Here is a 22,952-nt window from a genome sequence, read left to right as displayed (position 1 = left end):
GGCCCCGATTCAGCGCTGGCAGCGCGGGCAGAACACACTGGCCCGTTGCCCAAGCTTCACCTCGCGCAAGGTCGTGCCACACAGCTTGCACGGCATGCCACCCCGCCCGTAGACGAACAGTTCCTGCTGGAAGTACCCCGGCTGCCCATCCCCGCCGATGAAGTCGCGCAAGGTCGTGCCGCCCTGCTCGATGGCCGCCGCCAGCACCCGCTTGATCTCGATGGCCAGCTTCAGATACCGCGCCCGCGATATACCGCCCGCCTCCCGGCGTGGATCGATGCCTGCGGCAAACAACGCTTCGGTGGCGTAGATGTTGCCCACACCGACCACGATCGCGTTGTCCATGATGAACGGCTTGACCGCCATCGAGCGCCCGCGCGACAGCTGGAACAGGCGTTCACCGTCAAACAGGTCGGTCAGCGGCTCTGGCCCCAGACGCAGCAGCAGCTCGTGGTTGAGCGGGTCGAGGCTCCAAAGCATGGCGCCGAAACGGCGCGGGTCGGTGTAGCGCAGCATCAGCCCCGACTCCAGCTCGATGTCGACATGCTCGTGCTTGGCCGCCGGCAAGCCCAGCTCGACCAGGCGCAAATTACCCGACATGCCCAAATGGCTGATCAAGGTGCCGACCTCGGCATTGATCAACAGGTACTTGGCGCGCCGCTCGACGCTGACGATACGCTGCCCCGACAAGCGCACATCCAGGTCTTCGGGGATCGGCCAGCGCAGGCGCCGGTCACGCACCACCACGCGGCTGACCCGCTGGCCTTCCAGGTGGGGCGCGATACCGCGCCGGGTGGTTTCTACTTCGGGTAGTTCCGGCATGTGTCAGTGCCCGCCCAGCTCTCGGATATTCTGCTTGAGGTTTTCGAAGTCGTAGTCCGACAAGCCAATGTAGTCGAGCACCAGCGGCCCCACCACCTCCCATTCGTGGTCGACGCTCTGGCTGCCCAGTACCCGGTAGGACGCGCAGATGTGCTCGGCCATCTTCAGCACCGCCAGCAGGTTTTTCATCTGGCTCTGGGCATTGCGCGAAGACTCGTCGCGGAACACAGCCAAGGCATTGTGGTGGTTGGCGATGGCCGCAGTGAGGTGCTCGGGCAGGCGCCAGGACTTGGCGGTGAAATACCCCACTACCGAGTGGTTGGTATTGAACGCACGGTTTTCCGTATCGACCACACGGGTTTCGCCGTCGGCCTTGGCGTAGGCCTCTTCCAGCACCTCCATGTAGTTGGGGAAGCGCTTGAGCATCAGCGGCACGCCGCAATCATGGAACAGCCCAAGGGTGTAGGCCTCGTCCGCAGACTGCATGCCGGTGCGCTTGGCCAAGGTCAGGCAGGTCATTGCCACATCCTGCGCGGTGTCCCAGAAGCGGTTCAGGGTGACGATGGTTTCGTCGCTCATTTCGCCTTTGATCGACTGGGCGTTGATCAGGTTGATGATCGAACGGCTGCCCAGCAGGTTCACCGCACGCTGGATCGAGCCAATCTTGTTGGAGAGGCCGAAATGCGGTGAGTTGACCAGCTTGAGCAAGGCGCCGGACAAGCCCGGGTCCTGGGAAATCAGCTTGGCGATGGTTTCCAGATCCGGGTCAGGCATGTACTGCTCGAACTGCAGGTCAACCATGATCTGCGGTTGCGGCGGGATGGTAATGCCTTGCAAGGCTTGCTGGATCTGTTCGGCGCTGAGTTCTTGGGACATGCGTACACACTCGTTGAGGACGGCGAATTCTAACACCGGATCGTCTGGCTTTACGGCTGGCCAGCACTTTGTCGCACCCAGCACCGCAGCAAGGGCCAACACGGTATACTCCCGCTCTTTTTTCCCGGAGCGACGTCATGTCCCTGCCCAGCCTTCGCCTCAAAGCCAATGCCGACCGCCGCCTGCGCGCTGGCCACCTGTGGGTCTACAGCAATGAAGTCGACGTCGCCGCGACCCCGCTGCAAGGCTTGCAGGCCGGCCAGCAGGCGGTCCTCGAGGCCGCCAACGGCAAGCCGCTGGGCATCGTGGCGCTGAGCCCGAACAACCTGATCTGCGCGCGCCTGCTGTCGCGCGACGTCAAGCTGCCACTGGACAAGTCGCTGCTGGTGCACCGCCTCAACGTCGCCCTGTCGCTGCGTGAGCGCCTGTTCGACAAGCCGTGCTACCGCCTGGTCTACGGCGATTCCGACCTGCTGCCAGGCCTGGTGGTCGACCGTTTCTTCGACATCCTCGTGGTTCAGCTGGCCTCGGCCACCATGGAGCTGCACAAGGACGACGTGATCGCCGCCCTGGTCCAGGTGCTCAAGCCAAGCGGCATCCTGTTCAAGAACGATTCCGCTGCGCGTGATGCCGAAGGCCTGCAGCGCTACGTCGAAACCGTTTACGGCGAAGTGCCGGACTGGGTTGCGCTGGAAGAAAACGGCGTGCAATTCGAGGCCCCGGTACGCGAAGGGCAGAAGACCGGCTGGTTCTATGACCACCGCATGAACCGCGCGCGCCTGGCCCCATACGTCAAAGGCAAACGCGTGCTCGACCTGTTCAGCTACATCGGTGGCTGGGGTGTGCAGGCCGGCGCATTTGGTGCCAGCGAAGTGTTCTGTGTGGATGCCTCGGCGTTCGCCCTGGACGGCGTCGAGCGCAACGCCGCACTCAACGGCATCAGCGACAAACTCACCTGCATCGAAGGTGACGTGTTCGAGGCACTGCGCGAGCTGAAGGCCGCCGAAGAGCGCTTCGACGTGATCATTGCCGACCCACCCGCGTTCATCAAGCGCAAGAAAGACCTGAAAAACGGCGAAGCGGCCTACCGTCGCCTCAACGAACAGGCCATGCGCATGCTCAACAAGGACGGCATCCTGGTCAGCGCCTCATGCTCCATGCACCTGCCCGAAGATGACCTGAACAACATCCTGCTGACCAGCGCCCGTCACCTGGATCGCAACCTGCAACTGCTCGAGCGCGGCGGCCAAGGCCCGGACCACCCGGTGCACCCGGCCATTGCCGAAACCCGCTACATCAAGAGCATTACCTGCCGGTTGCTGCCAAACAGCTGATGCACTGCCCTGGGGCCGCCTTGCGGCCCCAAAGGCACATCAGATACCCAGCACGTACGAAGCAATCCCGAAATACACCAGCACCCCCGCCGCATCTGCAATCGACGTCACCAGCGGCCCGCTGGCAGTCGCCGGGTCGAGCTTGAGCTTGGTAAACATGAACGGCAGGCTCATGCCGATCAGGCTACCCAGCAACACGATCACCAGCATGCTGCTGGCAACGATGATGGCCACGTCCATCCCACCGCGCAACGCACCCAGCGATGCCACCGCCACCGCCATGGTGAACCCCAGCGCCAACGCCACACCGCATTCGCGCCCCAGCATCCGCAGCCAGTCACGCATCACCACCTCGCCCGTCGCCAGGCCCCGCACCATCAAGGTCGCCGACTGCGCCCCGGCATTGCCACCGCTGTCCACCAACAGCGGCAGGAAGAACACCAGCACGATATGCGCGGCAATGGTCTCTTCGAACGCGGCGATGCCCGCCCCCGAAAACAGGTTGCCGAACACCAGCAGCACCAGCCACAACACCCGCTTGCGGTACAACAGGCTGACCGTGGCATCCCGCAGGTTGCCCACGTGGTTGGTGATGGATGCGCCCTTGTGGAAGTCCTCGGTGGCCTCATCGACCACCACGTCGAGCGCATCGTCGCACGTCACCAGCCCCACCAGGCGCCCGCCCTCGTCCAGCACCGGCACGGCCAGCAGGTCGTGCTGGCGTATCAGGCGGGCCACCTCCTCCTGGCGGGTCGCGGTACACACGCAGATGACCTTGTGCACCATGATCTGCTCGATCGGCTGCTCGGGGGCGGCCAGGATCAGCTCGCGCAGGGACAAGGTACCGCGCAGGTTGCGCTGCTCATCGAGGACATAGGACTGATAGATGGTTTCGGCGTCGGCGGCCTCGCGGCGCAACATGTCGATGGCCTGGCTGGCAGTGAGGCCGGCATCGAGGCAAGAATATTCGCTGGTCATCAGGTAACCGGCCGTGCCTTCGCGGTAGCCGTGCGGGTGCAGCAGGTCGTCGCGACGCGCCTGGGCGGCCTGGCGCAGGTCGAGGGGGGAAACGCAGAGATCGGAAGTGTGTTGCATGAGGTTCTCCAGGCGCCGACGCAGGCACCTGCAAACCTCAGCCACACGGGCTCAAGCCTTCGCAGGCCCTGGCGGCGACGCGCTCAGTGCCAATTTACGAGTTCGGTATGAACTGAAACTGGGAAGGTCCATTGAGGGTGTATCTCGTGAAGCCGCACATGCGGCGGGCGGATCATAGTCAGCCTGGGCCGGCAGGTCAGCCCTTGAAGCGCCGTTTCGGAAGGGTCCTACAAACTACCGGCTATTCGGCCAAAGCCACCGCCCAGACACATCGCCATTCCCTCGCCGCGCCAGCGGTGTAGAATCGGGCTATTCATCGCCAGTCATCCCCGGCGGGTTTATGAGCTCTGGTCGAGCACGCGGCGATCCCGTGGTGTCTTCGGCCCCATCCGTGCCAGTGGCAACCGGCCTAAGGCGCATAGGACAAGAGAAGCTCACTCCCCTTTTTGTGACCTGATTAAGCCGCCAGGAGCGCTTCATGCCTGATTATCGTTCCAAGACTTCCACCCATGGCCGCAACATGGCCGGCGCTCGTGCCCTGTGGCGCGCCACCGGGATGAAGGACGAAGATTTCAAGAAACCGATCATTGCCATCGCCAACTCGTTCACCCAGTTCGTCCCGGGCCACGTGCACCTGAAGGACCTGGGCCAGCTGGTTGCCCGCGAGATCGAGCGCGCCGGTGGCGTGGCCAAGGAATTCAACACCATCGCGGTCGACGACGGCATCGCCATGGGCCACGACGGCATGCTGTACTCGCTGCCTAGCCGCGAGATCATCGCCGACGCCGTGGAATACATGGTCAACGCCCACTGCGCCGACGCCATCGTCTGCATCTCCAACTGCGACAAGATCACCCCCGGCATGCTGATGGCCGCCCTGCGCCTTAACATCCCGGTGATCTTCGTTTCCGGCGGCCCGATGGAAGCGGGCAAGACCAAGCTGGCCAGCCACGGCCTGGACCTGGTCGACGCAATGGTCATCGCCGCCGACTCCTCGGCTTCCGACGAGAAGGTCGCCGAATACGAGCGCAGCGCCTGCCCGACGTGCGGTTCGTGCTCCGGCATGTTCACCGCCAACTCGATGAACTGCCTGACCGAAGCACTGGGCCTGGCCCTGCCGGGCAACGGTTCGACCTTGGCCACCCACTCCGACCGCGAGCAGCTGTTCCTCACGGCTGGCCGCACCATCGTCGAGCTGTGCAAGCGCTACTACGGTGAGAACGATGCGTCGGTGCTGCCGCGCAGCATCGCCAACTTCAAGGCGTTCGAAAACGCCATGATGCTCGACATCGCCATGGGCGGTTCGACCAACACCATCCTGCACCTGCTGGCCGCGGCCCAGGAAGGCGAGGTGGCGTTCGACCTGCGTGACATCGACCGCCTGTCGCGCGTGGTGCCGCAGCTGTGCAAGGTGGCGCCGAACATCCAGAAGTACCACATGGAAGACGTGCACCGCGCCGGCGGCATCTTCAGCATCCTCGGCTCGCTGGCCCGTGGCGGCCTGCTGCACACCGACCTGCCGACCGTGCACAGCCGCAGCATGGAAGAAGCCATCGCCAAGTGGGACATCACCCAGACCGACGACGAAGCGGTGCACACCTTCTTCAAGGCCGGCCCGGCGGGCATCCCGACCCAGACCGCGTTCAGCCAGTCGACCCGCTGGGAAACCCTCGACGACGACCGTGAAAACGGCTGCATCCGCAGCTTCGAGCACGCCTACTCGCAAGAGGGCGGCCTGGCCGTGCTGTACGGCAACATCGCCCTCGACGGTTGCGTGGTGAAAACCGCCGGTGTCGACGAGTCGATCCACGTGTTCGAAGGCAGCGCCAAGATCTTCGAGAGCCAGGACAGCGCCGTGCGCGGCATCCTCGCCGACGAAGTGAAGGCCGGTGATATCGTGATCATTCGCTACGAAGGCCCGAAAGGCGGCCCGGGCATGCAGGAAATGCTCTACCCGACGTCGTACCTGAAGTCCAAAGGCCTGGGCAAGGCCTGCGCCCTGCTCACCGACGGTCGCTTCTCGGGCGGTACCTCGGGCCTGTCGATTGGCCACGCCTCGCCGGAAGCCGCCGCTGGCGGCGCCATTGGCCTGGTGCGCGACGGCGACAAGGTATTGATCGACATCCCCAACCGTTCGATCAACCTGCTGGTCAGCGACGAAGAACTGGCTGAGCGCCGCGTCGAGCAGGACAAGAAAGGCTGGAAACCTGTTGAAGTGCGCCCGCGCAAGGTGACCACCGCCCTCAAGGCCTACGCCCTGCTGGCGACCAGTGCCGACAAGGGTGCGGTACGCAACAAGGCGATGCTCGACGGGCTGTAAGGCTTTCTAGCGTTTGAAAAGCCGGCGCCCTGTGCGCCGGTTTTTTTATGCCTGAAGGATCAAAGCCAGCGCCGAGCGACGAGAGCAACTACCTTGCTTACGAGTGTGTGCCGACCCTGGCAACACATTGGCGCAACTGCGCCAGCAGCAGGGCAACCGAGCGTTTCGGTTTCGCCGCCGCTGTCAGCACAAACTGCGCATGGGGCAAGGGCGGCAGCGTTGGCACTTCCAGCAGCCCTGCGGCCAGGGCGGCCGTGCGAGTGACCGGTGTGACCCCAAGACCGCCGCTCACGGCTGTCATCAAGCCTCCGGCACTTGGGCTCTGGCAGACGATACGCCATTGCCGCCCCGCACGCGCCAGCGCCTCGATGGCAGCAGCCCGATAGGGGCACTGGTCAGAAAACACGGCCAAGGGAACAGCGCTGGACTCATCATCTGCAAGCAACGCCAGCGGCCCTCTCGCCCAGACCAGCGGCTCGGACCACAACACCTCACCAGGCTCATCACCGTTGCAGCGGCTACCCAGGACAAAATCCAGCCCACCGGACTGCACCAGCGGGAGCAACTCCCCGGTCAGGCCGACTTTCAGCACAAGCTCAGTATCCGGGTGAGCGACCGAGAATCGGCGCAGGCAGTCGATCACCGGCGCCTTGACCATCTCCTCGCTCAAGCCCACGAGCACCGTGCCTGAAACCCGCCGCCCCACGCCAAGGCTTGCGCGGGCATCGTCATGCAGCGCCAGGATGGTACGCGCATAGCCTGCCAACCGCGCACCTGCTGGCGTCAGGCTGACCGAGCGGGTGGTGCGCTCCAGCAACTTGTGCCCGGCTTCGCTCTCGAGCCGGCGAATGTGCGCGCTGATCGCCGATTGCGTCAGGTGCAGCCGCTCGGCAGCACGGGTAAAACCACCGCTGTCGGCAACGGCAAGCAGGCTACGCAGAAGGACAGTATCGAACACGGATTGATCACCTATCTCACTCAATGAGGCGAGCATACGTTATTTCTATAATGGATCATCCTCAATCAGACTTTGCGCAGCCCGCCTGTGCACTCAAGCACCAGGGGACGTGTCATCAACGCTGCCAAGGAGAAGCACCCGTGGTTGAACGTGTCTTGTATGTGTGCGCCTCACCGAGAGGAGAGCGCTCGGTTTCCGCTCAGATTGCCGAAGTCTTTCTGTCGGCGCTGGCAGAGCGCAAAGCCGTAGAGGTTGACCGCCTCGACCCTTGGGAGTGCGCGCTGCCCGAGGTGGATGGCGACCTGCTTGCAGCCAAATACGCAGGGCTTGCCGATGCCCCGCTTTCACCCGCGCAAACCGCTGCATGGGCCAAGATCACAGCGCTCGCCAAGCGCTTCCACCGGGCGGATACGTTGCTGTTCAGCGTGCCGCTGTGGAATTTCGGCATACCGTACAAGCTCAAGCACCTGATAGACGCGATTTCGCACAAGGGTGTTCTGTTCACCTTCGACGAGCAAGGCTTGAACGGCATGCTCGGTGGGCGGCGGGCGGTGGCCATCTACACCCGCGGGCTGGGGTATGGCCCCGACTCGCAAACGCCCGACCAGGCGTTCGGCCTGGAAAAGCCCTTCCTCGATGCGTGGTTCCGCTTTGTCGGCATCAACCGGGTGCACAGCATCGTGGCCGAACAAACGCTAAGCCCTGCGGGCGCCAGCGTCCGTGCCAGCGCCCTCGTAGAAGTGAGCTTGCTGGCGCGCAACATCGATCAGGCACAGGCTCGCACCATCATCGTCGGCCGCAGCGGCTAAGGTGCGCCCCGTTACTGGATCTGCTCCGGCGTGACGATCACCCAGTTCTTGTCAGCCATCACCGGCAGCCCTTCCTTGGCCTGGGCGGCTGCATGCTTGGCGATCATCCCGTTGAGTTGGTCCATGTACTTGGCCTTGCGGTTTATCCACAGGTGGATGCCCCCCTTGCCCACATCCACGCCGTGGAACTGCATGTAACCATCGCTGGTCGGCGTGTCGCCCCCGACCAATACTGGTTTCTTCCATTCATCGATGTAGGTGAGGATCGCCGCCTGCTTGCCTGCCATCCACGTTGCCGGTGTCCACAGGTACGGCGTCAGTTCGAGGCCTTCATTGGCCTTGGGGTCATAGTGGCCGGCGCCAATCTGCTTACGCGCCGTGGTCAGCTGGCCGCTGGCGCGGTCTTTGAGCAGCAGGCTGACACCAATGACATTCTGCGGCTTCACGTTGTAGCCGTACTTTGGGTCGGATGCGACCATGCGTACCAGTTCTTCGGAGGCGGCAGAAATCACATACACCTCGATGCCATTCTCCGTCAGCTTGTTGAACAGCTCGGCCTGGCCGGCGAAGACCTTGGGCGGCTGCACCTCGATGGCCTTGACCTGGTCACCCTCGAAGTAGGTGCTGGGCACGGGCTTGCCCGAGGCCATCAAGGCATCGACCTGGGCCTTCAGCTCTTTCAGGGTAAAGCCCGAGAACACCTGGGCCACCCACGGGTAGCAGACCATGTCGTCGATTTCGCACAGGCGGTAGTAGTAACTGAACAGGCTTTCCTTGTGCTCGGCCGTGTCCTTGAACGGGATCAACTTCAACGAAGGGTCGAGCTTGTCGCGAGTCAGCAGGCCCTGGTTCTCCATGAACGGCAGCAGCGCCTCTTCAAGGTCGTAGCGGTAGCTGGTGTTATCCATGTCGAACACCGCGTAGTTACCTTTGTTGGCGTTGGCGGCGATCATGCTGTCGAGCTGTTTGGCGGCCTCGGCGGGCCAGTGCTTGAGTTCGGTGGCCCAGGCCTGGACACTGAACAGCAGGGAAAGACCGACGGCGAAGGCTTTCGGAGCAAGCTGCATGTACGAATCTCCTGAAATGACAAGGCAACGCTAGCCCAACATGCCGCACCCGCCAGCCCTGACAACGACGCCCAGGCAGCTTGAAACGTCGTGTTCATTGCTTTTTGCGACATGCAGTTATTCCATTAACGACTAAGCAAATTCCATTTGGGTATAAATTCGTTTGTTTTCAGGCTGTTAGCATTTCCGTTCGCAATCGCTCACAGAGGCGATGCCTCTTCTGTTCTTGTTGGAGCTTCAATGAACCTGCCGCTGTCACTCAACCTGCTGGCGTTCCTGGCCCTGTTGCTGGGCCTGGCACAAACCCGCCATACCCAATGGAGCCTGGCCAAGAAAGTCCTGCTGGGCCTGGTGCTGGGCGTGGTATTCGGTTTGGTCCTGCACACGATCTATGGCGCTGGCCACCCGGTACTGAAAGCCACCATCGCCTGGCTCGACCTGGTCGGCAACGGCTACGTCGGCCTGTTGCAGATGATCGTCATGCCGCTGATCTTCGCTTCGATCCTCAGCGCGGTGGCGCGCCTGCACAACGCCTCCTCGCTCGGGCGCATCAGCGTGCTGAGCATCGGTACCCTGCTGCTGACCACGGCCATCGCCGCGCTGATCGGCATCGTCCTGACCAACCTGTTCGGCCTCACTGCCGACGGCCTGGTGGCCGGCGTGCAGGAAAGCGCCCGGCTGCAAGCGATCCACAGTGACTACGCGGGCAAGGTCGCCGACCTCAATATCCCGCAGTTGCTGCTGTCGTTCATCCCCAGCAACCCGGTGGGCGACCTGGCGCGGGCCAAGCCGACCTCGATCATCAGCGTGGTGATCTTCGCCGTGTTCGTCGGCCTGGCCGCCCTGCAACTGATCAAGGACGATGCCGAAAAAGGCGAGCGCGCCCTGTCGGCCATCGACACCCTGCAGGCCTGGGTGATGCGCCTGGTACGCGTGGTGATGAAGCTCACCCCCTATGGCGTGCTGGCCTTGATGACCAAGGTGGTGGCCAGCTCCAACCTGGACGACATCCTCAAGCTGGGCAGCTTCGTGGTGGTGTCGTACATCGGCCTGGGGCTGATGTTCGTCGTGCATGCCCTCATCCTGGCTGCGACCGGGGTAAGCCCGCTGCGCTTCTTCCGCAAAGTGTGGCCGGTGCTGACGTTCGCCTTCACCAGCCGCTCCAGCGCAGCCAGCATCCCGCTGAATATCGAAGCACAGACCCGCCGCCTGGGCGTGCCGCAATCGATCGCCAGCTTCAGCGCCTCGTTCGGCACCACCATTGGCCAGAACGGTTGCGCTGGGCTGTACCCGGCGATGCTGGCGGTGATGGTTGCCCCGGCGGTTGGTATCGATACCTTTGACCCGCTGTGGATCGCGACCCTGGTCGCCATCGTCACCCTGAGCTCGGCCGGGGTTGCCGGGGTTGGCGGCGGTGCCACCTTCGCCGCGCTGATCGTGCTGCCGGCCATGGGCTTGCCGGTCGAGTTGGTGGCGCTGCTGATTTCGGTGGAGCCGTTGATCGATATGGGGCGGACGGCGCTGAACGTGAATGGTTCGATGACGGCTGGGGTGGTTACCAGCCAGCTGTTGAAAGAGACCGACAAAGGTGTGCTGGCCGATGATCAGCATGCAGAGTTGAGCCATAGCTGAGATGGCTAGGGGCTGCATCGCAGCCCCACACTCTCAAACCCTTTCCCAAACGTCGAAATGGTAAGCCGGCCCAGCCCCTTCAGGCGCCTGCGGCTCACTCGATACCCGTCGCCACTGGTGCTCGTCGAACGCCGGGAACCAGGCATCGCCCTCAGGCGATAGCTCCACACGGGTCAGGTACATGCGGCTCACCAGCCCCTTCTCCAGCGCCTGCCCATACAGTTGCGCACCGCCAATCAGCATCAACTCATCGACGCCCTGCTCGCGCGCCCACTGGCCAGCCCGCACCAGCGCAGCTTCCAGTGACGCAAACACCTCGGCGCCAGGCAGTTGCAGCCCCGGCTGGCGGCTGACCACGATATTCAACCGCCCCGGCAATGGCCGGCCCAGCGAGTCCCAGGTCTTGCGCCCCATGATGATGGGCTTGCCCAGGGTCGTGGCCTTGAAGTACTTGAAGTCCCCCGGCAGGTGCCAGGGCATGGAATTGTCGATGCCGATCACGCGGTTCTCGGCGAGGGCCGCGATCAGGCTGAGAGGGAGTGTGCTAGTCATGCTGGCGAGGATAGCAAACCCGCCGTGGGTTATGCTTCTGCCCTGACCTGTGCAATGGAAGACCTTGTGACTGGACCGACGCCACTGGACAAACGCTGGCTCACCGAAGCGGTGCGCCTGCGCGAGGAACACGCCGGCCCCCTGGAAGACCAGGAGGCCAACCGCCGCGCCCGCCAAGTCGGCGGCGACCTGGCGGCCCGTATCGAGACCCGTGCGCTGTTCCTGGCCGAACGCGACGGCATGGCGACTGCCCTGCGGCACTGGAAACAGGGCGCACGCCTGGCACTGCTGGCCCTGCTGATCGTCGCTGCCTTCAGCGGCGCGGGCCTGGCCTTCGCGGCCCTGGGGGACGGCCAACGCCCGGTGAATGTGTTCTGGGCGCTGGGCAGCCTGCTTGGGTTGAACCTGCTGATGTTGCTGGGCTGGGCGATAGGCCTGGGCCTGAGCGGCGAACACGGTGCAGGCCTGGGCCGCCTGTGGCTGTGGCTGAGCGAACGCTTTGCCCGCGATGCCAAGGCCGCGCACCTTGCGCCGGCGCTGCTGGTGCTGCTGCAGCGCCAGCGCCTGAACCGCTGGCTGCTGGGCGTGCTGGTGCACGGCTTGTGGCTGCTGGCGATGAGCACAGCGCTGGGTATGCTCGTGGTCTTGCTGGCTACCCGGCGCTATGGCTTTGTCTGGGAAACCACCCTGCTCGCCGCCGAACCGTTCATCCACCTGACGCAGGTGCTCGGCGCCCTGCCTTCGCTGCTGGGCTTTGCGGTGCCGGACGAAACCCTGATCCGCGCCAGCGGCGACACGCTGCCGGCCCTGGACCTGGCGCGCCAGGCGTGGGCCAGCTGGCTGCTCGGCGTGGTGCTGGTGTATGGCCTGCTGCCGCGCCTGCTGTTGGCCGGGTTGTGCCTGTGGCGCTGGCGCCAGGGCCGCGCGCGCCTGGCGCTGGACCTCAGCCTGCCCGGCTACGCAGCCCTGCGCGAAAGCCTGATGCCCCGCAGCGAACGCATCGGTGTGCAGGATGCCGCGCCCGAAACCTTGCCTCACTTCGCTGCCGGCCAACTGGAAAGCGGTAGCAGCGGTGCTCTGCTGGTCGGCCTGGAGCTGGACGACCAGCGCCCCTGGCCGCCCGCCCTGCCCAGGAACGTGACCGATGCCGGTGTGCTCGATAGCCGCGAGTCACGCAACAAGCTGCTCGAACAACTGAGCCGCTTCCCGCCTGCGCGACTGGCCATCGCCTGCGACCCGCGCCGCTCCCCCGACCGCGGCAGCCTGGCGCTGCTCGCCGAACTGGCACGCAATGCCGGCGCCACCCGTATCTGGTTGCTGCAGGCCGCGCCAGGTCAAGCCCTGGATGCCGAGCGCCTGGGCGACTGGCACGAAGCCCTGGACCGTCTCGGCCTGCCCCACGCCGACACCTCGCCCCTGACCTGGTTGGAGCATGGCCATGACTGAGCCGCTGAAACTGGCCGTGGTCGGCCATACCAACGTTGGCAAAACCTCACTGCTGCGCACCTTGACCCGCGATGTGGGCTTTGGCGAGGTGTCTCACCGCCCCAGCACCACGCGCCATGTGGAAGGGGCGCGCCTGTCGGTGGACGGCGAGCCGTTGCTGGAGCTGTACGACACCCCCGGCCTGGAAGACGCCATCGCCCTGCTCGACTACCTTGAGCGGCTGGAGCGCCCGGGCGAGCGCCTGGACGGCCCGGCCCGTCTGGCGCGCTTCCTTCAGGGCAGCGAGGCGCGCCAGCGCTTCGAGCAGGAGGCCAAGGTGCTGCGCCAGTTGTTGGCCAGCAATGCTGGCCTGTATGTGATCGATGCCCGCGAACCGGTGCTGGCCAAATACCGCGACGAGCTGGAAGTGCTGGCCAGCTGTGGCAAGCCCCTGCTGCCGGTGCTCAACTTCGTTGCCAGCAACCAGCACCGCGAGCCAGAATGGCGTGAAGCCCTCGCCCGCCTTGGCTTGCACGCCTTGGTGCGGTTCGACAGCGTGGCGCCGCCGGAAGACGGCGAACGCCGTTTGTACGAAAGCCTGGCCCTGTTGCTGGAAGACGCCCGCCCTGCCCTGCAACGGCTGATCGACGACCAGCAGGCGCAACGCCAGGCCCGCCACCACAGCGGTAAACGCCTGATCGCCGAGCTGCTGCTCGATTGCGCCGCCTGCCGGCGCAGCGTGGTGCCCGAGCCTGCTGCCGAAGCCAAGGCCATCGAGGCGCTGCGCCAGGACGTGCGCCAGCGTGAACAGCGCTGTGTCGAGGCGCTGCTCAAGCTGTACGCCTTCCGCCGCGAGGACGCCCATGCCAGCGATTTGCCGTTGTTGGACGGGCGCTGGGGCGATGACCTGTTCAACCCCGAGACCTTGAAGCTGCTGGGTGTGCGCCTGGGCAGTGGCGTTGCGGCGGGTGCTGCGGCGGGTGCCGGGGTCGACCTGCTGGTCGGCGGCCTCACCCTTGGCGCCGCCGCCCTGGCCGGGGCCATCGCCGGCGGAGCGCTACAGACGGCACGCAATTATGGGTCGAGGTTGATGGGCAAACTCAAGGGCCAGCGCGAGCTGACCGTCGACGATACGGTGTTGCGGCTGTTGGCGCTGCGCCAGCAGCAGTTGATGGTGGCTTTGGATAACCGCGGGCATGCGGCGCAAGACAGCATTCGCCTGGACGAACTGGATGAGAAGGCCTGGCGCGAGGGCAAGTTGCCTGAGGCCTTGATCAAGGCGCGGGCGCATCCGCAATGGTCGACGCTGAACCCAGGGGCACGGGTGAATCAGGCAGAACGGCAGGAGCAGTTGGAGGCGTTGGTTTTGCAGATTTGAGTGTTGTGAGTGGGCGGGAGGTGTTCGCCTTGAGAGGTGTGGCGCTCGATCTACCAGGCGCCACACCCATCAAGGCATGCCCCTCCAGCCCCTACCCCTTCACTGCTGCGCCACCTTCTCCGACTTGCCGTCATAGCGCTTGCGCCACTCGGCAAGAATCTCGTCGCGGTGCTTCGAAGCCCAGGCAAAGTCGTTCTTGATCAGACGCTGCTCGTAATCCGCTGGCAACTCGGTCTGCGGCTTGGCAATCCCCGGTGCAGCCAGCACCGCGAAGTTCTCCTTGTACAACTCCATCGCCGCGGGGCTTGCCGAGAAATCCGCCAGCCGCCTGGCCGCATCGCCCTTTGGCGTGCCCTTGATCACTGCCGTCGCCTCGATCTCCCAGCCCAGGCCCTCTTTCGGCAGCACGATGTCCAGCGGCGCCCCCTGGCGCTTGAGCTGCACGGCAGGGTATTCGAACGAGATACCAATCGGGAACTCGCCCGCCGCCGCCAACTTGCACGGCTTGGAACCCGAATGAACATACTGGCCAATGTTCTGGTGCAAGGCGTCCATGTAGGCCCACCCCTGCGGCTCGCCAAAGGTCTGCAGCCAGGCGCTGACATCCAGGAAGCCGGTACCGGACGAGGCCGGGTTGGGCATGACGATCTTGCCCTTGTACTCAGGCTTGGCCAGGTCCTGCCAGCTTACCGGCTTGCTCAGGCCCTGCTTTTCGGCCTCGATGGTGTTGAAGCAGATGGTCGCGGCCCAGACGTCCATGCCCACCCATGCCGGCGGGTTGGCGGCGTCGCGGTAGTTCGCCGAAATCTTGCCCAGGTCCTTTGGCGCATAGGCTTCGAGCATGCCGTTCTGGTCGAGGATGGCCAGGCTGGACGCCGCCAGGCCCCAGACGGCATCGGCCTGCGGGCGGTCTTTCTCGGCCAGCAGTTTGGCGGTGATGATGCCGGTGGAGTCGCGTACCCACTTGATCTCGATATCCGGGTTGGCCTTTTCGAAGGCCTGCTTGTAGGTCTTGAGCTGCTCGGCTTCCAGGGCGGTATAGACCGTGAGCTGGGTCTCGGCGGCAGAAGCCTGCAGGCTGAACACGGCAGAAACGGCAGCGGCAAGTGCAAGGTGCTTGAACATGGTGGGGTTCCTTACAGGTCAGGCGGTCGCGGCGCGTTGGCGCCAGGCTTGGGAGCGGCGCAGCAGGCCGCGCGAGGCTGCGGCCAGCAGCAGTGAAGCGCTGGCACTGGTCAGCAGAATCAGGGTCGACATGGCGGCGGCACCGCCGACGTTGCCCGCGTCGTCCATGTTCAACACGGCGACGGCGGCAAGGATGGTGTCGGGGCTGTACAGGAAGATCGCAGCCGACACAGTGGTCATCGCCGAGACGAACAGGTAGCGAATGATGTCCAGCAGCGCCGGCAGGCAGATCGGCACCGTCACCCGCAGGAAGTGCCGGTACAAGGGCGCCTTGAGCGACAACGCGGCGGCCTCGAACTCGCCGTCGAGCTGGCGCAGGGCGGTGGTGGCGGTCATCTGCGCGGTGGTCAGGTAATGGGCGATGGTGCAGATGACCAGCAGCCCCATGCTGCCGTACAGCACATGCAGCGGGTTGCCGCTGAGGTTGAAGAAGAACACGTAGCCCAAGCCCAGCACCAGGCCCGGCACCGCCATAGGGATGAAGCTGAGCAAGCGCAGCGCCTGGTTGAGCAGGCGTTGGCCCTGGGTCTTCTCCATCAGGTAGGCACCGCTGAAGATCACGATGCTGCCGATCAGCGCCGTGCCGATCGCCATGGTCACGCTGTTGCGGTAAGCCAGCCAGCCGCCACCGGCAGTGTCCTCGAACATGTAGTGCTTGAGCGACAGCGAGAGGTTATAGGGCCAGAACGTGACCAGCGACGAGTACACGGCCATGCCGATCACCAGCAACAGGGCCGCGCAGACCAGCACGACGATGGCCAGGAAGCAGGCATCGCGGCGGCGCGAGGGCTTGGGCTCGAACACTTGCGCACGCCCACTCATGGCCTCGCCCTGGCGCCGGCGCAACCAGGCATCGACAGCAAAGCTCAACAGTGCCGGCAGCAGCAAGACCATGCCGATCAGTGCACCGCGGCCAAACTGCTGCTGGCCCACGACAGCTTTGTAGGCTTCCAGAGCCAGCACCTGATAGTCGCCGCCGACCACGACCGGGACGCCGAAGTCAGTGATGGTCAGGGTGAACACCAGGCAGAACGCCGCGAACACTGCCTGGCGTGTGGCAGGCCAGGTAATGCTGGAAAACGCCCGCCAAGGCCCGGCCCCCATGCTGGAGGCAGCGTCGAACAGGCGTGCATCGGCCAGCGACAGGGCTGACAGCAGAATCATCAGCGCATGCGGGAAGGTGTAGATGGCCTCGCCCAGCACGATCCCCCAGAAGCCGTAGATGTTGTCGCTCAGCAGCCCGCGCAGCAGGCCCTGGTTGCCAAACAGGTAGACCAGCGCAATGGCCGGAAGCATCGACGGCGCCAGCAGCGGCAGCAACGAGATACCCCGCCACAAGCCCTTGGCCGGGATCAGGGTGCGCTGCAAGGCGTAGGCGAACAGGTACGCCAGCGGTACCACGATGGCGGCAACGGTGAGCGCTACCGACAGGCTATTGCCGAGCAGCCAGTGAAAGCTCTCGCTGGTGAACAGCTCACGCGCTGCCGCCAGGCCGCCACCCTGGCCAGCCTCACCGCTGAAGCCGCGCCAGAAGATCGCCAGCAGCGGCATCAGCACGGCCAGCACCAGCAACATCAGCAGCAACCACTTGCCACCGACGACGAACAATCGGTCACCGAGGGCGACGCCACGGTCGGACGTGGCCTTGGCCGGGGCCAGCGGCAGGGACATTGGCGCGGCCATCTCAGGCAAACACCTGCAGGCTCTGCGGTGGCAGCGCCACCCAGATGTCCTGCGAGCCCAGCCGCGGCATGGCCTCGGGGGCCAGTTCGGCCAGCAATGCATGGCCGGGCAGGTCTTTGAGTTCGAAGCTCATGCGGCAGCGGTTGCCGAGGAACGTGATCTCGCGAACCTTGGCCGCAAACAGGTTTTCTTCGTGCACCACCGGGTTGACGGTGATCGCCTCCGGCCGGCAGAACAGCCGGCCGCTGCTGGCCCGCGCCGAGCCGGGGGTCAGGCGCATGCGCATGCCACCGACCTGGGCCTGGTTGTCACTGCTGCGCTGAAACGGCAGCCAGTTGCCCTGGCCCACGAACTCGGCCACGAAGGGCGTGGCGGGCTGGTCGTAGATTTCCTGCGGCGTGGCGTACTGCTCGACCTGGCCGTTGTTCATCACCGCGATGCGGTCGGCCATCAGCATGGCCTCGTCCTGGTTGTGGGTGACCATCAAGGTGGTGATACCCAACTGGCGTTGCAGTTGGCGCAGTTCGGTGCACAGGTGCTCACGAACCCGCGCGTCCAGCGCCGACATCGGCTCATCCAGCAGCAACAACGAAGGTGCCGGCGCCAGGGCACGCGCCAGGGCCACACGCTGCTGCTGGCCCCCGGAAAGCTGGCCGGGGTACTTTTTTTCGCTACCGGACAGGCCGACCAGCTGGAGCATCTCAACCACCCGCTGGCGCGCTTGCTCACGGCCACTGCTCATCAGGCCGTAGGCGATGTTGGCTTCGACGGTGAGGTTGGGAAACAGCGCGTAGGACTGGAACAGGATGCCGTAGTCCCGGGCCTGGGGTGGCAGCTCGGAGATGTCGCGCTCACCGATGTACAGCTCGCCGCGGTCCTGGCGTTCGAGGCCGGCGATGCAGCGCAACAACGTGGTCTTGCCGCAACCGGATGGGCCGAGCAGGCACACCAGCTCGCCCGCGGCGATGTCCAGGGAGACATCGTTGAGCGCCGTGAAGGCGCCGAAGCGCTTGTGGATATTGCGCACTTTCATTTGTGCGCCCGAGGTGGCGTTGTTCATGGCAGGGCCTCATCGAAGAGATGGGGCCATGCTAGGAAGGCTGTGCGACGGTTCTGTGGCGTTCAGGCAAAAGCTGGCGATAGTGGTATAGGCAGATTTTGTATCTGCACCACTGACCTAGAACTGTGACCCGGCCACTTCTTGTGCAACCCCCAGAAACGCTGCCGGCAAACGCGCCTGGCGCCGCTCCTTCAGGCAGTACAGGTATTCATGCATCAGCGGCGCCCCCTCCAGCACCAACACCCGTAATTCGGGGTTGTGCGGCACTTCATGCCGGGCGATCACACTGATGCCGATGTTGCGCAACACCGCCTCACGGATCGACTCGCGGCTGCCGATTTCCAGCAATGTTGCGGCCTTGACGCCCGCCTCCTGCAGCATCTGCTCGGTCAGTTTGCGCGTAGTCGAGCCCTGCTCGCGCATCAACAGGCAATGCCCGGCCACCACGTCGATGGACACCGCCTGGCGATGGGCCAACGGATGGTTACGGTGTACCGCCACCACCAGCGGGTCGGTGCCCAGCACGCGGCGCACCAGGCGTGCATCCTCCAGCAGTTGCGACGAGGCAGCGATATCGACCCGGTAGTCTTCGAGCATTTCCAGCACTTGCTGCGAGTTGCCGATCTCCACCGTCACATCCACCTGGGGCAGGCGCTCACGGAAGATCTTCACCAGGTCGAGAATGTAGTAAGGCGCAGTGGCCGCGATGCGCAGGCTGCCCTGGGCCTGGCCACTGTTGCGCAGTTCGAACTCGATGTCGGCCTCTTGCTGCAGCAGCGCCTTGACCATCGGCAGCAGGCGCACGCCCTCCTCGCTCAGCACCAGGCGCCGCCCGCCACGGTAGAACAGCTCCACCGCGTACTGGGCTTCGAGGTTGCGGATCTGCGTGGTCACCGTGGGCTGGCTGAGCCCGAGCTTCTTCGCCGCCAGGGTGATGCTGCCCAGGCGGGCCACCATGTAGAAGGCTTTGAGCTCGGAACTCTGCATGCACGTCCTCTATTTGCGCAAAAGGCGCAAGCCGTTGAACACCACCAGCAGGCTCACGCCCATGTCGGCAAACACTGCCATCCACAAGGTGGCCATGCCGGCAAAGGTGATCGCCAGGAAAATCGCCTTGATGCCCAGGGCCAGAATGATGTTCTGCCTGAGAATCGCCGCACTTTGGCGCGACAGCCTGACGAAGGCCGGGATTTTGCGCAAGTCGTCGTCCATCAACGCCACATCGGCCGTCTCGATGGCGGTGTCGGTACCAGCAGCGGCCATGGCAAAGCCGATTTCGGCACGGGCCAGGGCCGGCGCATCGTTGATACCGTCGCCGACCATGCCCACCCGATGGCCCTGGCTGTACAGCGCTTCGATGGTCTTGAGCTTGTCGTCCGGCAACAGGTTGCCTTCGGCGCGATCAATGCCGACCTGGGCGGCGATGGCTTCGGCGGTATGGGGATTATCACCGGTCAGCATGACCGTCTTGATACCCAGCTCATGCAGCTCGGCGATGGCCTGGCGACTGCTTTGCTTGACCGTGTCGGCCACGGCGAACAAGGCCAGCGGGCCGCTGCGGTCGAGTAGCAGGACCACGGTCTTGCCCTGACGCTCCAGTGCATCCAGTTGCGCCTCCAGCGCCGGCGAGCACAGGCCCAGCTCCTCCACCAGGCGGTGATTACCCAGGTGGTAGACCTCGCCCTCGATCACCCCGCGCACACCACGCCCGGCCAGGGCGGCGAAATCGCCCACCTCGCTCAAGGCCAGCCCTTGTGCCTTGCCGAACTGGGCAATGGCACGCGACACCGGGTGGTCCGAACGCTCACCCAGGCTGGCAGCCAAGGCTTGGGCACGGCCTTCGAACAGAGGCTCCAGCACCTTGGCGTCGGTCTGCACCGGCTTGCCGTGGGTGAGGGTGCCCGTCTTGTCGAGGGCCAGGTAATCCAGCTTGCGCCCGCCCTCCAGGTAAACCCCGCCCTTGATCAGGATGCCCTTGCGCGCCGCTGCGGCCAGGCCACTGACGATGGTAACCGGGGTAGAAATGACCAGTGCACACGGGCAGGCCACTACCAGCAGCACCAGCGCACGGTAGACCCAGTCGAACCAGGCGCCAGCGAGGAACAGCGGCGGGATAAGCGCCACGGCCAAGGCCAGGGCAAAGACCACCGGGGTGTAGATGCGCGAGAACTGGTCGACAAAGCGTTGGGTGGGCGCACGGGCGCCCTGGGCCTCCTCGACGGCCTTGATGATGCGCGCCAGCGTCGATTGCCCGGCGGCGGCAGTTACGCGGTACTCCAGGGCACCGGCCTGGTTGATGGTGCCGGCGAACAGCTTGTCACCCATGGCCTTTTCCACAGGCAGGCTTTCACCGGTAATCGGCGCCTGATCAACGCTGGATTGCCCGCTGGTGACTTCACCGTCCAGGCCGATGCGCTCACCTGGCCGTACCCGCACCTGGGCACCGATGCCCACCTCACGCACCTCCACTTCACGCCACTGGCCATCGGCCTGCTGTACCGTCGCCATGTCGGGGGTGAGTTGCATCAGGCCGCTGATGGCATTGCGGGCCCGGTCCAGGGAGCGCGCCTCGATCAACTCGGCGACCGTGAACAGCACCATCACCATGGCCGCTTCCGGCCACTGGCCGATCAGCACCGCACCGGTCACGGCAATGCTCATCAAGGCGTTGATGTTGAGGTTGCGGTTTTTCAGGGCGATCCAGCCCTTCTTGTAGGTGCCCAGGCCGCAACCCAGAATTGCCGCCAAGGCCAGCGCGGCCACCAGCCACTCAGGCGCCAGCCCGGTGAAATGCACCACTTCCGCGGCAATGGCGGCAACAGCGGACAACCCCAGCGGCCACCAGCGGGTCTTGCTTGGCGAGGCGCTGGCGGCCGTTGCCGCGTCCCCTTCAGTGAGGGGTTCGGCCTTCATGCCCAGGCTGTCGATGGCCCGTTCGATCTCGGCGGTGCCGTCCAGCGTGTGACGCACGCCAAGCACGCGGTTGATCAGGTTGAATTCCAACTGCTCGATGCCCGCCAACTTGCCCAGCTTGTCCTGGATCAGCGTTTGCTCGGTGGGGCAGTCCATGGCCTCGATACGGAAGCGGCTGAGCTGTGCGTCGCCGCTGGCTTTTTCGCTCAACTGCACCAACGCCGGGGCGGCGGTGCTACCGCAGCAGCTGTGGGCGTGGTGGTCATGCTTGTGGTGGGGGCTGGCAGGCTGGTTCATTGGGTCATCCTTAAAGTGAGCCTGTTGCCAAGTGAACACCCTGTAGCCACTATAGGGTCAAGCCATCCGCTGGAGATTTCGCGATGAAGATTGGAGAACTGGCAAAAGCCACCGATTGTGCCGTGGAAACCATCCGCTATTACGAGCGCGAGCAGCTGTTGCCAGAGCCGGCGCGCACCGACGGCAATTACCGGCTCTACACCCAGGCCCACGTCGAGCGGCTGACCTTTATCCGCAACTGCCGCACCCTGGACATGACCCTGGACGAGATCCGCAGCCTGCTACGCCTGCGCGACAGCCCCGAAGGGTCGTGCGGCAGCGTCAATGCGTTGATCGATGAGCATATCGCCCATGTGCAGGCGCGGATCGATGGGTTGGTGGCGTTGCAGGAGCAGTTGGTGGAACTGCGGCAGCGGTGCAATGCGCAAGGGGATGAGTGCGCGATCTTGCAGCAACTGGAGGTGAACGGGGCGGTATCGGTGCCGGAAGGTGAGCATTCGCATGTGGGACGAAGCCACGGGCATTGAGCATGCTGGGGGCGCTTTGCGCCCCAGCAATTGCGAAGGTTAAACCGCCATTGGCGCCGTCATCGGCGCATGGTGCTCATACCCTTCCAGGCTGAAATCACTCGGCTCGATCTTCTCCAGCCACTGCGGCTCATACTTGCCGGTCTCGGCAAACGCTGGCACGCGGTCGCTGATCACCAGCTTCGGCGCTTCCAGCGGCTCGCGTTTGAGCTGTTCGTTGAGCATGTCCAGGTGGTTCTCATACACATGGGCATCGCCAATGAAATACGTGAACCAGCGCGGCGTGTAGCCGGTCAGGCGGCCGAACAGCGACAGCAAGGCCGCGCCCTCGGTGAGGTTGAACGGCGTGCCCAGGCCCAGGTCGTTGGAGCGAATGTACAGGGTCAGGGAAATTTCCCGAGTCTGCGCATTCGGGTGGAACTGGTACAGCAGGTGGCACGGCGGCAGGGCCATTTCATCCAGCTGGGCGCAGTTCCAGCCGTGGAACAGGATGCGCCGGCTGCCCGGGTCGTTGGCGATGGTGTCCAGGCACTGGCGCACCTGGTCGATGGCCTTGTAGAGGATGACAAACGCCTGGCCGTCTTCCTCGTCCTGGGCAATCTTGCGGAAACCCTGCTTTTCAGCCATTTCGATGGCCGCCGGGTTGCTCAGCGGTACCCGCTTGTAGCCCGGCCACTGGCGCCACTGAACGCCGTAGATCTCACCCAGGTCGTCATGCCCCTGGCGGAACGGGTTGGCCAGCCACTGGGCGTTTTCGTTGGCGTTCTGGTCCCAGACCTTGCAGCCCAGGTCGCGGAATTCACCGGCGTTCTTCACGCCACGCAGAAAACCGACCATCTCGCCGATGGCCGACTTGAACGCCAGCTTGCGCGTGGTGATGGCTGGAAAACCCTTCTGCAGGTCGAAGCGCAGCATGGCGCCCGGCAGGCTGATGGTGCGGATGCCGGTGCGGTTTTCCTGCAGGGTACCGTTTTCGATGACGTCACGGACCAGGTCAAGATACTGTTTCATGGCTTACC

General features: G+C 64.4%; 19 protein-coding genes. 7 read left to right on the top strand and 12 right to left on the bottom strand.

The features are described from left to right. Positions 1 to 9 precede the first annotated feature (9 nt). Together mutM and NP534_RS01980 are read right to left on the bottom strand one after the other, a co-directional pair. Entirely contained in the window at positions 10 to 822 is an 813-nt protein-coding gene (gene mutM, locus NP534_RS01985) for a bifunctional DNA-formamidopyrimidine glycosylase/DNA-(apurinic or apyrimidinic site) lyase (RefSeq protein WP_027592314.1), read from the bottom strand. Between the two features lie 3 nt (positions 823 to 825). Next, positions 826 to 1,644, bottom strand: coding sequence for an HDOD domain-containing protein (locus tag NP534_RS01980; RefSeq protein ID WP_274097600.1), 819 nt, complete (start codon positions 1,642 to 1,644; stop codon positions 826 to 828). A 191-nt stretch (positions 1,645 to 1,835) separates the two neighbouring features. Here NP534_RS01980 and NP534_RS01975 point away from each other — a divergent pair, with 191 nt between their 5' ends. Beyond that, positions 1,836 to 3,032, top strand: coding sequence for a class I SAM-dependent rRNA methyltransferase (locus NP534_RS01975; RefSeq protein ID WP_274097580.1), 1,197 nt, complete (start codon positions 1,836 to 1,838; stop codon positions 3,030 to 3,032). Between the two features lie 39 nt (positions 3,033 to 3,071). Here NP534_RS01975 and mgtE read toward each other — a convergent pair whose 3' ends face one another. Then, positions 3,072 to 4,127, bottom strand: a complete 1,056-nt coding sequence (gene mgtE, locus NP534_RS01970) for a magnesium transporter (RefSeq protein ID WP_274097579.1) — start codon at positions 4,125 to 4,127, stop codon at positions 3,072 to 3,074. Between the two features lie 478 nt (positions 4,128 to 4,605). On the opposite strand from mgtE, the gene ilvD reads away from it, so the two are divergent. Next, positions 4,606 to 6,447: a dihydroxy-acid dehydratase gene (gene ilvD / locus NP534_RS01965; RefSeq protein WP_033702050.1), complete on the top strand. Its 1,842-nt coding sequence runs from the start codon at positions 4,606 to 4,608 to the stop codon at positions 6,445 to 6,447. A gap of 97 nt (positions 6,448 to 6,544) precedes the next feature. Here ilvD and NP534_RS01960 read toward each other — a convergent pair whose 3' ends face one another. Next, positions 6,545 to 7,405 carry a LysR family transcriptional regulator gene (locus tag NP534_RS01960; RefSeq protein ID WP_274097578.1) on the bottom strand — a complete coding sequence of 287 codons (861 nt, stop codon included), beginning with the start codon at positions 7,403 to 7,405 and terminating at the stop codon, positions 6,545 to 6,547. Positions 7,406 to 7,545: 140 nt separating this feature from the next. Here NP534_RS01960 and NP534_RS01955 point away from each other — a divergent pair, with 140 nt between their 5' ends. Beyond that, positions 7,546 to 8,214: an FMN-dependent NADH-azoreductase gene (locus tag NP534_RS01955; RefSeq protein WP_274097577.1), complete on the top strand. Its 669-nt coding sequence runs from the start codon at positions 7,546 to 7,548 to the stop codon at positions 8,212 to 8,214. Between the two features lie 11 nt (positions 8,215 to 8,225). On the opposite strand, the gene NP534_RS01950 is transcribed toward NP534_RS01955, so the two are convergent. Further along, the gene (locus NP534_RS01950) at positions 8,226 to 9,281 is read right to left on the bottom strand and encodes a haloacid dehalogenase-like hydrolase (protein WP_274097576.1); all 1,056 of its coding nucleotides are present in this window, start codon (positions 9,279 to 9,281) and stop codon (positions 8,226 to 8,228) included. A gap of 240 nt (positions 9,282 to 9,521) precedes the next feature. On the opposite strand from NP534_RS01950, the gene NP534_RS01945 reads away from it, so the two are divergent. After that, entirely contained in the window at positions 9,522 to 10,913 is a 1,392-nt protein-coding gene (locus tag NP534_RS01945) for an L-cystine transporter (RefSeq protein ID WP_274097575.1), read from the top strand. A 33-nt stretch (positions 10,914 to 10,946) separates the two neighbouring features. On the opposite strand, the gene NP534_RS01940 is transcribed toward NP534_RS01945, so the two are convergent. Beyond that, on the bottom strand, positions 10,947 to 11,465 hold the full coding sequence (locus NP534_RS01940; protein ID WP_274097574.1) for a dihydrofolate reductase: 519 nt from the start codon (positions 11,463 to 11,465) through the stop codon (positions 10,947 to 10,949). A gap of 54 nt (positions 11,466 to 11,519) precedes the next feature. Between NP534_RS01940 and NP534_RS01935 the strand changes: the two genes are divergently transcribed. Next, positions 11,520 to 12,911, top strand: a complete 1,392-nt coding sequence (locus tag NP534_RS01935; RefSeq protein ID WP_274097573.1) for a DUF2868 domain-containing protein — start codon at positions 11,520 to 11,522, stop codon at positions 12,909 to 12,911. After that, positions 12,904 to 14,268 carry a GTPase/DUF3482 domain-containing protein gene (locus NP534_RS01930; RefSeq protein ID WP_274097572.1) on the top strand — a complete coding sequence of 455 codons (1,365 nt, stop codon included), beginning with the start codon at positions 12,904 to 12,906 and terminating at the stop codon, positions 14,266 to 14,268. The genes NP534_RS01935 and NP534_RS01930 overlap by 8 nt, the downstream gene beginning before the upstream one ends. Positions 14,269 to 14,367: 99 nt before the next feature. On the opposite strand, the gene NP534_RS01925 is transcribed toward NP534_RS01930, so the two are convergent. From NP534_RS01925 to NP534_RS01905, 5 genes are all read right to left on the bottom strand, one after another. Beyond that, positions 14,368 to 15,393, bottom strand: coding sequence for a putative 2-aminoethylphosphonate ABC transporter substrate-binding protein (locus NP534_RS01925; protein ID WP_274097571.1), 1,026 nt, complete (start codon positions 15,391 to 15,393; stop codon positions 14,368 to 14,370). Positions 15,394 to 15,411: 18 nt separating this feature from the next. Beyond that, positions 15,412 to 17,136, bottom strand: a complete 1,725-nt coding sequence (locus NP534_RS01920) for a putative 2-aminoethylphosphonate ABC transporter permease subunit (protein WP_274097570.1) — start codon at positions 17,134 to 17,136, stop codon at positions 15,412 to 15,414. 1 nt (position 17,137) lies between these two features. Further along, positions 17,138 to 18,196, bottom strand: coding sequence for a putative 2-aminoethylphosphonate ABC transporter ATP-binding protein (locus tag NP534_RS01915; RefSeq protein ID WP_095063915.1), 1,059 nt, complete (start codon positions 18,194 to 18,196; stop codon positions 17,138 to 17,140). 117 nt (positions 18,197 to 18,313) lie between these two features. Further along, positions 18,314 to 19,183, bottom strand: coding sequence for a LysR family transcriptional regulator (locus NP534_RS01910; protein ID WP_033702061.1), 870 nt, complete (start codon positions 19,181 to 19,183; stop codon positions 18,314 to 18,316). A gap of 9 nt (positions 19,184 to 19,192) precedes the next feature. Further along, the gene (locus NP534_RS01905) at positions 19,193 to 21,406 is read right to left on the bottom strand and encodes a heavy metal translocating P-type ATPase (protein ID WP_274097569.1); all 2,214 of its coding nucleotides are present in this window, start codon (positions 21,404 to 21,406) and stop codon (positions 19,193 to 19,195) included. Positions 21,407 to 21,489: 83 nt separating this feature from the next. Between NP534_RS01905 and cadR the strand changes: the two genes are divergently transcribed. Then, positions 21,490 to 21,933, top strand: a complete 444-nt coding sequence (cadR, locus tag NP534_RS01900) for a cadmium resistance transcriptional regulator CadR (protein WP_047582153.1) — start codon at positions 21,490 to 21,492, stop codon at positions 21,931 to 21,933. A 39-nt stretch (positions 21,934 to 21,972) separates the two neighbouring features. Here cadR and NP534_RS01895 read toward each other — a convergent pair whose 3' ends face one another. Continuing rightward, on the bottom strand, positions 21,973 to 22,944 hold the full coding sequence (locus NP534_RS01895; protein WP_274097568.1) for a thymidylate synthase: 972 nt from the start codon (positions 22,942 to 22,944) through the stop codon (positions 21,973 to 21,975). Positions 22,945 to 22,952 lie beyond the last annotated feature (8 nt).

The organism is Pseudomonas sp. 39004, assembly GCF_028682155.1.
GTDB classification, from domain to species: domain Bacteria; phylum Pseudomonadota; class Gammaproteobacteria; order Pseudomonadales; family Pseudomonadaceae; genus Aquipseudomonas; species Aquipseudomonas capeferrum.
The sequence above is the reverse complement of the archived record's forward strand: the minus strand, read 5'-3'. Positions and strand labels throughout refer to the sequence as shown.